The organism is Arthrobacter sp. BPSS-3 (genome assembly GCF_044628475.1).
In the GTDB taxonomy this organism is placed as follows: Bacteria; Actinomycetota; Actinomycetes; order Actinomycetales; family Micrococcaceae; genus Arthrobacter.
In genome coordinates, this window is the sequence record NZ_JBIMMV010000004.1 from 1 (window position 1) to 13404 (window position 13404).

The 13404-nt window shown below is 63.4% G+C and carries 10 protein-coding genes and 1 tRNA gene; 4 read left to right on the forward strand and 7 right to left on the reverse strand.

Annotated features, from left to right (window positions below; all coding sequences use genetic code 11):
- The first annotated feature begins 217 nt into the window (after window positions 1-217).
- Entirely contained in the window at window positions 218-1201 is a 984-nt protein-coding gene (locus ACFVY3_RS07540; protein WP_400159290.1) for an ACT domain-containing protein, read from the forward strand.
- A 23-nt stretch (window positions 1202-1224) separates the two neighbouring features.
- Window positions 1225-1298, forward strand: a tRNA-Leu gene (locus ACFVY3_RS07545).
- 129 nt (window positions 1299-1427) lie between these two features.
- On the opposite strand, the gene ACFVY3_RS07550 is transcribed toward ACFVY3_RS07545, so the two are convergent.
- The 3 genes from ACFVY3_RS07550 to ACFVY3_RS07560 are packed head-to-tail and all read right to left on the reverse strand — an operon-like array spanning window position 1428 to window position 4681.
- Entirely contained in the window at window positions 1428-1631 is a 204-nt protein-coding gene (locus ACFVY3_RS07550; RefSeq protein ID WP_400159291.1) for a hypothetical protein, read from the reverse strand.
- Between the two features lie 27 nt (window positions 1632-1658).
- Window positions 1659-3845: a DEAD/DEAH box helicase gene (locus ACFVY3_RS07555; RefSeq protein ID WP_400159292.1), complete on the reverse strand. Its 2187-nt coding sequence runs from the start codon at window positions 3843-3845 to the stop codon at window positions 1659-1661.
- Window positions 3830-4681: a DUF1837 domain-containing protein gene (locus ACFVY3_RS07560; RefSeq protein ID WP_400159293.1), complete on the reverse strand. Its 852-nt coding sequence runs from the start codon at window positions 4679-4681 to the stop codon at window positions 3830-3832. The genes ACFVY3_RS07555 and ACFVY3_RS07560 overlap by 16 nt, the downstream gene beginning before the upstream one ends.
- A gap of 931 nt (window positions 4682-5612) precedes the next feature.
- Here ACFVY3_RS07560 and ACFVY3_RS07565 point away from each other — a divergent pair.
- Window positions 5613-6974, forward strand: a complete 1362-nt coding sequence (locus tag ACFVY3_RS07565) for an ABC transporter substrate-binding protein (protein WP_377972455.1) — start codon at window positions 5613-5615, stop codon at window positions 6972-6974.
- 785 nt (window positions 6975-7759) lie between these two features.
- Here the strand turns inward: ACFVY3_RS07565 and ACFVY3_RS07570 are convergent.
- From ACFVY3_RS07570 to ACFVY3_RS07585, 4 genes are read right to left on the reverse strand one after another with little or no spacing between them, the layout of a single operon-like run.
- Complete coding sequence (locus ACFVY3_RS07570) at window positions 7760-8533, reverse strand: ABC transporter ATP-binding protein (protein WP_290258566.1); 774 nt, start codon at window positions 8531-8533, stop codon at window positions 7760-7762.
- A complete protein-coding gene (locus tag ACFVY3_RS07575; RefSeq protein ID WP_290258565.1) occupies window positions 8530-9645 on the reverse strand; it encodes an ABC transporter ATP-binding protein in 1116 nt (371 codons plus the stop codon). Before ACFVY3_RS07575 ends, ACFVY3_RS07570 begins: the two co-directional genes overlap by 4 nt.
- Window positions 9642-10610, reverse strand: a complete 969-nt coding sequence (locus tag ACFVY3_RS07580) for a branched-chain amino acid ABC transporter permease (protein WP_290258564.1) — start codon at window positions 10608-10610, stop codon at window positions 9642-9644. Before ACFVY3_RS07580 ends, ACFVY3_RS07575 begins: the two co-directional genes overlap by 4 nt.
- Before the next feature lie 9 nt (window positions 10611-10619).
- Entirely contained in the window at window positions 10620-11912 is a 1293-nt protein-coding gene (locus tag ACFVY3_RS07585) for a branched-chain amino acid ABC transporter permease (protein ID WP_290258563.1), read from the reverse strand.
- Between the two features lie 488 nt (window positions 11913-12400).
- Between ACFVY3_RS07585 and ACFVY3_RS07590 the strand changes: the two genes are divergently transcribed.
- Complete coding sequence (locus ACFVY3_RS07590; protein WP_400159294.1) at window positions 12401-13342, forward strand: Bax inhibitor-1/YccA family protein; 942 nt, start codon at window positions 12401-12403, stop codon at window positions 13340-13342.
- Window positions 13343-13404 lie beyond the last annotated feature (62 nt).

The following is a 13404-nucleotide window of genomic DNA, read 5'->3' on the forward strand; positions in this document are numbered from 1 at the left end:
TGCAACAAAAAATGCTGCTTTCTCCTGATCCGAGTACCTCCGATGGCACTTCGATTCACCACTTAAACGCGACACGGTCGTTGCAACTCCCAATAACGGGTGTTGCAACGACCGCTAGAAGCCGCCCACGCAGGGGAGCGGCCGCCGTCGTCGTTGTACCGCTTGTGGCGCACGCACTCCTGGCCCCGGGGTTTGGCAGCGTGCCTAGACTGGGGCCATGACCCCAGCCGAGAAAGACCTGCATGCCCTGCTCGCCTCGATGCATCCGGCGGTCCGCGAAGGCGAGTACGTCTACGTCCGCTGGCCCGAGGGCAGGCCGCTGAGCGGCCACATCGCCGCCGCCGTCCGCGAGGCCGACGGGCTCACCGTGGTGCTGCCCCGCGCCGACGCCGACGCCCAGGACCTGCCCTATGACCATGCGGCGGCCTGGATCACCGCCCAGGTCCCCTCCGCGGACGGGGCCGCCGGCCTGACCGCCGCCATCAGCGCCGCCCTGGCCGAGGCGAAGATCGGCGTCAAAGTCCTGGCCGGTTTCCACCACGATCACCTGCTCGTCCCGGTCCCCGACGCCGAACGTGCCCTCGAGGTGCTCCACGAACTGTCCGCCGCCAGCCGGTCCGCCAGCGGCGGCACCCCGGCCCCGGAACCGCGGCTGGTGCTGCGCGGCGAACAGCCGGGGGACCGCCCGGCCCTGCTGGAGCTGACCCGCGCGGCGTTCGCGATCTCCCCGGTCACCGGGGAGCCGGTCGAGGGCGAACCCGAGGAGGTGGGGCTGCTCGCGGCCCTCTTCGAGTGCGGGGAGTACCTTCCGGCGTTCAGCGTCGTCGCCGAGCTCGACGGCGAGATCGTGGGCCACGTGATCAGCACCCGCGGCCGGGTGGGGGAGCTGGAGCTGCTGGGGCTCGGCCCGCTGGGGGTGACGCCGCGGCTGCAGCGTCACGGCATCGGCTCGGCCCTGATGAAGGAGACCATCAGCCGGGCCAACGCCGCGGGGGAGCGGGGCATCGCCCTCCTCGGCAGCCCGGACTACTATGCCCGGTTTGGCTTCGTTCCCTCCACCTCCCTCGGCGTGCAGGCGCCGGACCCGGCGTGGGGCGAGTACTTCCAGCTGCTGCCGCTGGCGCTCTGGCCCGGGGGAGTGAACGGCACCTTCCGGTACGCGGCGCCCTTCGACGCCGACGGCGTCCACGGCCAGGGGTAGCCGGCGCGATACGATTGTCCGGCGCCCCAGTAGCCCAATTGGCAGAGGCATCGGACTTAAAATCCGCGTGTTGTGGGTTCGAGTCCCACCTGGGGCACAGAGTAAAACCCCGCTAGTTCCTTGAATTGGCGGGGTTTTTGCTTGTTAGGTCCAAGTGTTCCGAAGCCCCTAAAAGGCCCGATTGGTGACAAACTGTTGACAAACTCGTTACCAGTGCCCGAGATTGCTACCAGTGGTAACAAAAAATCCGTGTGTTTTGCCGTTGCAAGGGAACGTAATCACCACCACGGGCTTCAATGACTTTGGAGGGCCGGAGTTTCATGGGAGCAAGGACAACCTGCTGCTCAGCCTCGGTGAAGCCCACAGGCTCAACCTCATCAAAGAAGGGCAAGGTCAGGCCGGGTTTTGTGCGCTGCTCAGCCGATGACATTTTTCCAGTGTAAGAGAGCAGCCACGCTTACCTTCGCCAACCGAAGAGCGGGAAGTCGCCGCCATCAGGCCGGAGGCTGCTGATAGTAGCCAGCACTGTTTCCTGCTCAAAGTAATCCAGCCCGGACAGGGCCTCATTCGGAAGCCGTGCAATCCGTTCCAGCAGTTCGTCAAGGGTGCGGTAGCCGGAAATCCAGCGCGTCAGTTTCTTGGAAATCTGGACAGGAATCCCATACTCCTCAAGCGTTAGGAGCAGGTGGGGCTGGAAGCCATCCTCCATGCGGGAAGCGTAGCCACCATACTTGCCGGGAGTGATGCCACGGCGAGTAAAAACTTCGTCAGCAATCCTGTCCACTGCACGAATCAACATGGGCAAGTTGTGGTCAATCCAGAACCGTATGAAGTCAAAGGCCTTGTCGACCTTGTCATCGTGGGTTTCCCGGCCATCGTATTCAGGATTCGGCTGCGTGAACTTGTCCATGACGGCCCGAAGATTCCCCTCAGCACTTGCAACCCAGTAGGTAAACAGGGCCAACTGTGCAGCGGACACCGCACCATGGCGTGATGCTCCGTCAGGCGGGATGAAGTCCCAAATCAGTTCCATCAGCGCGTTGGACTGGCGGCCATTCGGATACGGGGTATTCCATAGGAGGTTCTGGATGTGTGGCAGCGACAGTTGCTGCAGGTGCTCAGCCAGTTCAATCTGCGCCTCAGGCGAAACACCCTGATTCGCCCTCATCGTTTCCAAACTCAACACACGCTGGGAAAGGACAGGACTAAGCCGTTCGTTGGTCCGTTCGGAACGGTCCTGAGCCTCCATGGAAAGCAGTAGTGAAGTTGGAGCATCATCGCTCTGGCTGAGTGCAGGAATGTCCACCGCGTTTATCTCTGGCTCCGGGGCATCGTGGAACAAGAAGATGTCGCCAACGAAGTGCTTGAACATCCTTCCACCACGGCCACGGATGTTCATGAAAGTAAAAAAGTTGTAAGCGCGTCGTGCAAGGGTACGGTCCAAAACAATCACGTTCTTGGCTGTCGTGTTCACACCCTCAATCAACGTGTTGTTGCATACCAGCACTCCTAGGCTTCCATCATTGAAGCCGGAAACAACCTTGTGGGCCAGCCAGCGGGGAAGCCTCCCATGATGGGAGCCAATACCCTTCCTCAAAGCCTTAGGTAGCGCCCAGTCCTCGCTGTATTCGTGTTCCAGCCAGTTAGCCGCATCAGGCATCCCCGAACCGTAGGTGGCGTTCTCGTCCTCAGTCAGCCAGCCCACCACATCACGGACACGCTTGGGACTGCCGCAGTAAATCATGGTGCCACCGGTCAGGGTGGAGGCCAGCAGTTTCACCATCTCTTTTCGCTGGTCAGCGGTTCTCGATGGGAGCCGGTGCACATTCGCGGCCACGGTGGAAAAGTCCGTTACCCGCAGCGTCCGTGAAATGTTCGTCGGCACCATTGCGGAAAGTTCATGGATGTTCGGCCCCGCCAGATAGAACTGCGCCCCGGTTTTCATCAGCCTGTATAAGGCTTGATTCAGGAGCGCAGCACGCCCACTGAGGTTTTCCCCGCTGCGCTCATCCAGTTTGTAAAACTCATCCACGAAAAACAGGTCCGGGCGGGGCGGATCCACTAGGTTCAGGTATCGCTCCTGCGTCAGCACGAAAAGGTTGCGCTCGGCGTAGGCCTGACCGGGATGAGTGTAAATCTTGTGGCCGGTCTGACGGTCGCTCAATCGTCGTCTCGTCTCATCGATGAGAGCGATGGTCGGCACAATGAGCACTACATTGTCGTACTTGCCGCTGGCTATCAAGGCATCCACAATCAGGGATTTACCAAAAGATGTGGGAGCGGACAGGATGACGTTTCGCCCCTCCATCAAATCCAGATACACCGCTGCTTGGATGCTGGAAAACACCACGCCATCCAAGTTGTCCGGGCGATGCATCTCTACTGCAAGGGCATCCGTGAGAGCCAGACCGTCCTGCTCCATATACGGATACAGGCCAAACTCCCGTGCCAGTGCCATGAGCAGTGGCTTTTCCTTCTGGAACTGGTCAATCTTGTCCAGCGCCCGGACCACCAGTTCCCGCAGCGCAGGTGTCTGTCCATCGGTTGCTGTGAGGATGGTGATGGAGTGCAGGAGGCCGAAGGGGTCAGGGATGGGATTGGGGCTGTTCAGGACCTCCCGCAGTTCGTTCACAGTTGCTGCCATGCTTTGAGCCTCCTGTCGAACTCGTCTTGCAGGATTTCCTTGGTGGCAAGCGGCATGAGGATGAGATGAACCCGAATGCTGGGAGGAAGGTTCCGATCTGCGATGCGCTGCTGGAATCCTGAATACTGGCGCTGCACGAAGTCAGTCATTTCGGCCACGTACTCAGCGGTGTGAGTCCTGTGCTTCTGCGTGATGTTGCTGTCGAAGGTGATGAAAACGGGGATGACTACCCGCTTGAAAACCTCATCCAGCGAAACGTTCGGGTCAAGGAGTTTTTGCAGTTGCTCTGCGTGTTCCCAGTCGGGCTCGATTTTGTCGGTGATGGCTGCAAACTCAGTGCGCAGGTAGTCCGTGGACAGGTGGAGTTCCAGTTCCTCTAGGACATCCCTGACGCCTCGGGCTGAGTCCTTGTAAAACTTGGACTCCCCAAGCCACAGTTCCAGTTCGGTTTCGCCAGCCTCGTTCTCGGTGGGAACCACGAAGATGCCGTCGAAGCCCTTCACCGTGTCATTCGGGGCATCCTTGAAAAAGATACGGCTGATGGCTCTGTCAGCACCCATAAACTTCCGCAGAATCATGTGCAGCAGGAGTTCACCGATTTCGCCCCGGTGCTCATACTTCTCGCTGATGTAAATGCGCTTGAGAGCCTTGGCTGCGAGGTCCATCATGTTGTGGCCGCCCAGATCCCTGATTTCGGATTTTTTCAGGATCCAATCCGGTGCCCAGCGGATGAAGTCCCCCACCAGTTGCTTGTAGCGCCACTCTTGGCTCTCATACCCAGCGCACACACCAAGCAACCGGACATCAGTTTCGACGTCCGAGATGATGACATCCAAGACTGTGCTTGGATGCGATGGCGCTGGCACTGGTTCCCCCACTTATCTAGTGCTATTCCTCCTTGCCACCATACTGGCCGCTCTCCGGGTTTCCGGACAGGGCGTACCGATATCAAGGATTCAGCGTAGGAAGACACTCCCATGACATGGCAAAGCCCCGCTCTGACATGAGAACGGGGGCTGGAAGCCTGCTGTGAGGCGCTGTACGCCTTTCTCCGGGCTTAGAAGCGCTGGTTAGCCATGGAAACCCGTGGATGCCATGACTGATTAGACGGATGTTGAGTCAGAAGGGGCTGAGGACGTACCCAAGGAGGCCTAGCCTCCCTTCCTTCCCGAATGCCCCTAGTAGCCATGTTGCTGGGGGCATTCTCATGCCCGGACGCATCGGGCGAGTGTTGGCTACTCATGGACCGTTCCAAGCCACCAAAACTGGTAAGTAAAATTCGTATGTCCTGCCGACTGGTGACAAACTGGTAACAAACTACCCATGCAAGACCCTATATTTCCGGTGTTTTGGTAACAAGAGCCCTTCATGAGCATTAGGTCAGATTTCGTCAAAATCCGCGCCATTGCTGGGAATTAGGCCCACTGGTGAGGCTCGGAAGTGAGCGGAGGGCGGAAGATTAAAATCCGCGTGTTGTGGGTTCGAGTCCCGCCTGGGGTACCCCGTCGCCGCCCCGGCCCTTCCTTTGTGAAGGGCCGGGGCGGTTTTGTGTCATCCGGGAGCGTCCTCTCGGGTGCTCTTTGCGGCCCGGGGAGGGGTTTGAGGGCGCGTTGGGGGCCTGATTCCCCCTAGGCAACGAGTGTTATAAGGATGTGACCGTAGTCACTTATTTTCGGGCTGAAATTGCACTAGCTTGAAGCTAAATCAGGAACACCTGATCTTTCGCGTCAAAGGCCGTTCGCACCTTTCGATCGAGGAGACCTCTCTATGACTTCACTCCCCCAGGCGGCGCCGCGCATTGCCAAGCTCACCGCGCTTAGCATCGGCGTCGCCCTTCTGGCTACGGCTTGTGGCGGTTCGTCCACGCCCTCGTCCAGCGGCTCCGGCTCGGCTTCGGCCTCCAGCCAGGCCGGCGGCATTTCCTGCCCGGCTCCCAGCGCCTCCGCAGGTGCCAGCAGCTCGGCCAGCGCCGCAGGCTCCGTGCCCGCTTCCTCGACCACCACGGATACCCCGCTGAAGATCGGTTCGCTGCTGCCGACCACCGGTTCGCTCGCCTTCCTCGGCCCGCCGGAAATCGCCGGCGTCAACCTCGGCATCAAGGAAATCAACGATGCCGGCGGCGTCCTGGGCAAGCCGGTCGAGGTCATCCACCGCGACTCCGGCGACACCAAGACCGACATCGCCACGCAGTCCACCACCGCCCTCCTCGGCCAGGGTGTCAGCGCCATCATCGGCGCCGCCTCCTCCGGTGTCTCCAAGACCGTGATCAACCAGATCACCGGCGCGGGCGTCATCCAGTTCTCCCCGGCCAACACCTCGCCGGACTTCACCACCTGGGACGACAAGGGCCTCTACTGGCGCACCGCTCCCTCCGACGTCCTGCAGGGCAAGGTCCTGGGCAACTACATGACCACCTGTGGCGCCCAGACCGTCGGCATGATCGTCCTCAATGACGCCTACGGCACCGGCCTGGCCAAGAACATCCAGTCCGCAGTTGAGGCCGCCGGCGGCAAGGTTGTGGCCCAGGAACTCTTCAACGAGGGTGACTCGCAGTTCAGCAGCCAGGTGGACAAGGTCCTCGCCGCCAAGCCGGACGCGATCGCACTGATCACCTTTGACCAGGCCAAGAGCATCGTTCCGCTGATCACCGGCAAGGGCGTCAAGCCCACGCAGATCTTCATGGTGGACGGCAACATGTCCGACTACAGCAAGGACTTCAAGGCAGGCACCCTCAAGGGCGCCCAGGGCACCATCCCCGGTACCTTCGCCAAGGATGACTTCAAGAAGAAGCTGCTCGGCATCGACCCGGCGCTGAAGGATTACAGCTACGCAGGCGAGTCCTACGACGCCGTGAACCTGATCGCCCTGGCCGCTGAGGAAGCCAAGAGCACCAAGGGCACGGAGATCGCCAAGCACCTCAAGGACGTCTCCGAAGGCGGCGAGAAGTGCAACAGCTTCGCCACCTGCGTCACCCTGCTCCGCAACGGCAAGGACATCGACTACGACGGCCAGTCCGGCCCCGTAACGTTCTCCGACGCCGGTGACCCGACAGAAGCCTACATCGGCATCTACGAGTACCAGGATGACAACAGCTACAAGCCAGTCAAGGAAGAGTTCGGCAAGCTCTAAGCCCCGCCTCTGACTGACACACAGGAAACCCCCGTCCATCTGGGCGGGGGTTTCCTGCGTCTGCGGGTACTGCCTGGACTCTCCGCAGGGGTTCCGGATTTGCGCTGCGGTTCCGGACTCGGGCACGCCGGGTCCGGGGTGCGCAGGTCCGATTCCGCCGCGGAATCCTCGACGCCGGGCGGAAACATTCGTATGACGCGGTGAAACAGGGAGTGGACCGGCAGGGGCGCCTCAGGCGACGGTCCCGGACTTCCGCTGCGGTTCCGGACATTCGCACGTCGGGTCCCGGGTGCGGAAGTCCGAAACCGGCGCGAAAACTCCACATCGGACGGATACGTGGCGACGGTGGGGTGTCGGGGCCTGTGAAGGCGCGGTGTAGGTGGGAGCAGCGGGGAGTGTCCGCTGCGGTTTCAGACAGGGGCACCGCTGGTCCGGGATGCGGCCGTCCGATTCCCCCGCGGAAACCTCGACGCTGGGCGGAAACGGGCGCGCGGAGGAGGTCCGGGGCCGGTGGGGGTCGGTGGAGGCGGGGATCAGCGCGGAGAGTCCGCTACGGCCCGGTCAGGCGCCTGATCCGTCACTAAGGAACGTGGGTGCTCCTGCTGAGGCAGCGGTTCCGGAAATCCGCGGCGGTTTCGGACGAAGGCACCTCCGGTCCGGGGCGCGGAGGTCTGAAATCGCGGCGGAAACCTCGACGCCGGGCGGAGACAGGCCGCGGGCGCCAGGGTATGCAGAAGGGCCGCCACCGTTGCGGTGACGACCCTTCGGAGGGGGTGAGCCTGGAACTACTCGACGGTGTCTGCCAGGGTGCCCAGGTAGAGCTGGATGACCTTGGGATCCTTCATCAGCTCCCGGCCGGTGCCGGTGTACGCGTCCTTGCCCTGGTCCAGGACGTAGCCGCGGTCGCAGATCTGCAGGCAGCGCCGGGCGTTCTGCTCGACCATGATCACGGAGACGCCGGCCCGGTTGATCTCGTGGACCCGCAGGAAGGTCTCGTCCTGCTTGACGGGGGAGAGGCCGGCCGAGGGCTCATCGAGCAGCAGCACCGCCGGGTCCATCATCAGCGCCCGGCCCATGGCGACCATCTGGCGTTCGCCGCCGGAGAGGGAACCGGCGCGCTGGGCCCGCCGCTTCGCCAGCTCCGGGAAGAGGTCCGCCACGAACTCGAACCGCTTGGCGAAGTCCTTGGGCCGCTGGAACATGCCCATCTGCAGATTCTCTTCGATGGTCAGGGCCGCGAAGACGTTGTTGGTCTGCGGGACGAAACCGACGCCCTTGGTGACCAGCTTGTTCGCCTTCAGCCCGGTGATGTCCTGGCCGCGGACCACCACGGAGCCGGAGTGGACCTTGACCAGGCCGAACATGGCCTTGAGCAGGGTCGATTTGCCGGCGCCGTTGGGCCCGATGATGCCGATCAGTTCACCCTTGCGGGCCTCGATGCTGCACCCGTTGAGGATGTTGACGCCCGGGATATAACCGGCCACCAGGTTGGTGACTTTGACGACCGAGTCGCCGTCGAATCCGCTCTGCGCGGCGGGGGCGGGGCTCGTGGCGCTCATTCTGCGTCCTTCACTGTGCTGGGCGGCTGTTCGCCATGGTTCGGCTCCTCGGCGCTCCGCCGCCCGTGCGCCGCACCCGTGGCGGGGGCGGTGCCGGCGTCGGCGGTTTCCGTCGCGATCACATCAGAGGAGATGATGCCGGCGTTCTCGGTGCCGACGATCGATTCGTCGTCGGCCTCGAGCTCGGCGGCGAGCTCCTTGATGCCCTCGGAGTCGCCGAGGTCGACGTCGTGGTGGGCGCCCAGGTAGGCGTCGATCACGGCCGGGTTCTTCATCACCTCGGCGGGCGGGCCCTCGGCCACGATCTTGCCCTCGGCCATGACCACCACCCAGTCGGCGATGTGGCGGACCATGTGCATGTCGTGCTCGACGAACAACACGGTCATGCCCTCGGCCTTGAGGTTCTTGATGTGGTCCAGCAGCGACTGCGTCAGCGCCGGGTTCACGCCTGCCATCGGCTCGTCCAGCATGACCAGCTTGGGCCGGACCATGAGGGAACGGGCCATCTCCAGGAGCTTGCGCTGGCCGCCGGAGAGGGACGCTGCGTAGTCGTCCTTCTTGGCGTCGAGCTTGAACTTCTGCAGCAGCACCTCGGCCTGCTCGGTGATGCGCTTCTCCTCGCCGCCCCAGATGCCCTTGAAAAGCGCCTTGTAGAGCTTCTCGCCGGACTGGTTGGAGGCGCCGAGGCGCATGTTCTCCATCACGGTGAGCTTGCCCATGACCTTGGTCAGCTGGAAGGTACGGACCATGCCCATCCGCGCCACCTTGTAGGAGGAGACGCCGGCCAGGCTGTTGCCCTCGAACTGCCACTTGCCGGTGTTCGGGGTATCGAAACCGGTCAGCAGGTTGAAGAGGGTGGTCTTGCCGGCACCGTTCGGGCCGATCAGGGCGGTGATCTTGTGCCGCGGGATTTCCAGGTATTCGACGTCAACGGCATTGATGCCGCCGAAGCTGCGGGTGACGTTCTCCGCCACCACGATAGGGTCCCGCTTCTTGCAGCCGGGCGCGATCTCCCCGGCCGCGATCGGACGGGAGTCCGTCATGTAATCGATGGTCTCGGCGTCGGCCGTGGTGCCGGCGCCGGCCTTGGGTTCTTGGCTGTGCATGCTCATGCGAACGCCAGCTCCTTCTTATTGCCAAAGACGCCCTGCGGCCTGAAGATCATCAGCAGCATCAGGGCGATGCCTACCAGGATGTAGCGCAGCTGACCGGCCTGGACCGTGTTCAGCCAGGTGACGGCGCCGGACTCGATCAGTCCGTAGAGCACTCCCTGGGTCAGGGACAGCACCACCCAGAAGATCATGGCGCCGACGACCGGTCCCAGCACGGTGCCGAGGCCGCCGAGCAGCAGGCAGGTGTAGAGGAAGAACGTCAGTTCGGTGCCGTAGTTGGCCGGCTGCACCGCACCGCGGGGGAGGGTGAAGACCATGCCGGCGAGGGCGCCGAGGACGCCGCCGATGACCAGGGCCTGCATCTTGTAGGCGTAGACGTTCTTGCCGAGGGAGCGGACGGCGTTCTCGTCCTCACGGATGCCCTTGAGGACGCGGCCCCACGGGCTGCGCATCAGCAGCCAGACGAGGACGCAGCATACGATCACGAGGGCCCAGCCGGCGACCCGGATGAAGAAGTCGCGGTTGTTCATGCCGAAGTAGGAGCCCTCGGGGAACGGGTTCATGGCGTAGAAGTCGCCCTCGAAGGCGGCCAGGCCGTTGGCCGAACCGGTGACCGAGGTCAGCTGGTTGGTGGTGACGATGTAACGGACGATTTCCGCGGCCGCGATCGTGACGATGGCCAGGTAGTCGGCCCGCAGCCGCAGGGTGGGGATGCCGAGCAGCAGGGCGAAGATCGCCGAGCAGACGACGGCGATCAGCAGGCCCACGAAGAACGGCACGTGGAAGCTCAGGGTGGAGATGGCGAAGCCGTAGGCTCCCACCGCCATGAAGCCGGCCTGGCCGAAGTTCAGCAGGCCCGAGTAGCCGAAGTGCACCGCCAGGCCGAGCGCGGCGAGTGCGTACGCCGCCGTCGTCGGGCTGAAGATTTCTCCGGCAGCGCTGGAAAGAATGAATCCGAAGTCCATGTTTGTCTCCTAACCCACGCGCTCGCGGCGGCCCAGGATGCCCTGGGGCCGGAACAAGAGGACAACGATCATGATGAAGAGGGCTCCCACGTACTTGAGGTCGGCGGCGAGGCCGAACACGGTGGTGAGCTCCACGAAGATACCGACGATGATGGAGCCGAAGAGTGCGCCCCACACGGTGCCGAGGCCGCCCAGGGTGACGCCGGCGAAGATGAGCAGCAGGATCTGGGACCCCATGTCGAAGGTGACGCCCGGCCGGTAGTAGGCCCAGAGGATGCCGCCGAGGGAGGCCAGCATGCCGCCGGTGACCCAGACGATGCGGATCACGGAGTCGACGTCGATGCCGGAGGCCGCGGCAAGGGCCGGGTTGTCGGCCACCGCGCGGGTGGCCTTGCCCAAACGGGTCTTCAGCAGCACGACGCCGAGGACGGCGATGACGATCACGCTGATCAGCAGGGACCACAGGTTGTTCGGCGAGATGGAGATCGGGCCGATCTGGATCTCGGCGCTCTGCGCGAACGGCAGCTGCTGGGTGGCGCCGCCGAAGTAGAACTGGATGACGTAACGGACCGCCAGGGCCAGGCCGATGCTGACGATCATCATCGGAACCAGGCCGGTCCCGCGGCGGCGCAGCGGCTTCCAGAGCCCGGCGTCCTGGACGTAGCCGAAGAGGCCGCCGCCGAGGAGGGCCAGGATGATCGCGAGCCAGAACGGCAGGTTCATGGCGTTGAAGGCGAAGACCAGGACGGCCCCGAGGGTGACCATCTCGCCGTGGGCGAAGTTGGTCAGGCCGGTGGTGCCGAAGATCAGCGACAGGCCAACGGACGCCAGGGCCAGCAGCAGGCCGAAGCTCAGGCCGGCGACGAGGCGGTTGATCAGGTTCTGGCCGAAGTCCTGCTGCTGGACCACGATGCCCTTACCGAAGGCAAAGACCACGGAGAGGTTGGAGGTCTGGCTGAAGGTGACCTTGCGGGGGTTTTCCTGGCCTTCGGCGAGCTTGACGCCCTCCGGCAGGGTCTTGGTGTCCAGCTCGACTTCGTAGGTGCCCTGGGTGGGGACGCCGATGTTCCAGGATCCGTTGGCGGCCGACTTGGTGGTGCCGGTGAAGTTCTCTCCCTTGGCGGTGATGGTGACGCCGGCCAGCGGCGCCCTGTCGTCACCGCGGAGGAAGCCGCTGATGCTGTTCTGGAAGTTGGTGCTCGACGGGGATGGTGTCGGCGATGGGGTCGTGGCCTGCGATGCCGGCGCGACGATGAGCAGAAGGGCTGCGACGGCGGCGAAGACCGCGCCTACAGCTGTCATGATTCTGCCGCGGCGCCGCGGGGGCAGGCCTCGTGTTGTGCTTCTCAAAGGTGAAAACCTCCACGTGGGGATGGTCTGGGTTGCGCCGTTGCAACCACTGCGAACGTTCGGGGGACGGGTGGAGCCGGTGGTGCGATGCGATGGAGCTGATGGTGAAGCTGGTTGTGATGTCCGTCACCCCGTTGGCCTCATGTTACCGCCCCGGCGGGACGCTAATTGCCGCTCCGAGCAGGTATTACGTCGCGATCACATAACAACCGTGAAGCTGGACGCAGGTATCCAATTAGTTCAGCTAATGAAAACTTTTGTTGATCGCCATGCGTCCTAAACAATCCCCGTGCGGGGCGGGCGGGGGAGGTCACGGTTGGGTTGCGACGCCTGACGGCGGGAACTAACCCTGCCCGCGGGCCGTGGGAATTGGTAGCGTGGAAACTACCGAACTCCACCGCAGTTCATCACTCAACCCCCTTATTTGGAGGACACCAGCAATGGCACTTGGCGGAAATCCGATCTTCAACGGAAAGAACTTCCGTGGAGCCACCCAGGCACCGCCGGCCCCGCAGGCGTACGGCCAGGGTTATGGCCAGAACTACGGCCAGGCACCCTATGGCCAGAACTACGGACAGCCCCAGTACGGGCAGAACCAGTTTGGCCAGCAAGCCGGCTGGAACGCGGGCCAGCAGGCCATGAGCAGCGAGCAGCTGCAGGACCTGTACAACCGACCGGCCGCCGGGCCTGCCGACGCGGGCCGGATGACGTTCGACGACGTCATCATGAAGACCGCCGCCTGCCTCGCCGCCGTGATCGCCGGCGCCGCCGTGACGCTGGTCGTTGCGCAGGGCCTCGCCTCGATGCTGATGCTGGTCGGCGCGCTGGGCGGATTCGTCCTGGCGCTGGTCAACACCTTCAAGAAGCAGCCCTCCCCGGCGCTGATCCTGGCGTATGCCGCCCTTGAGGGCCTGTTCCTCGGCGGCCTGACCCGGATCCTCGACGGCATGTTCCCCGGCGTCGGCCTGCAGGCCGTCATAGGCACCCTGTCCGTCTTCGCCGTGACCCTGGTGCTGTTCAAGAGCGGCAAGGTCCGCGCCACCCCCCGGGCCATGCGCTTCTTCATGATCGCCCTGATCGGCTACGCCGTCTTCGCGCTGATCAACATGGTGATGATGTGGACCGGTGCCGTACAGTCCCCATTCGGTCTCCGTACCTCCGTCGAGATCTTCGGCATCCCGCTGGGCGTCTTCATCGGCCTGCTGGCCATCGGCCTGGCCGCGTTCTCGCTGATCATGGACTTCACCAGCATCGAGGCCGGCGTCCGCGCCGGTGCCCCGCAGCGCTTCTCCTGGACCGCCGCCTTCGGCCTGACCGTCACCCTGGTGTGGCTGTACGTGGAGATCATCCGCCTGCTGGCCATCCTGCGCGGCGACGACTGACACGACGCCGGCTCCGGCCGACAGGCTTCAAAGTAGCAGGGAGCGGGTCCCGCCTTACGGCG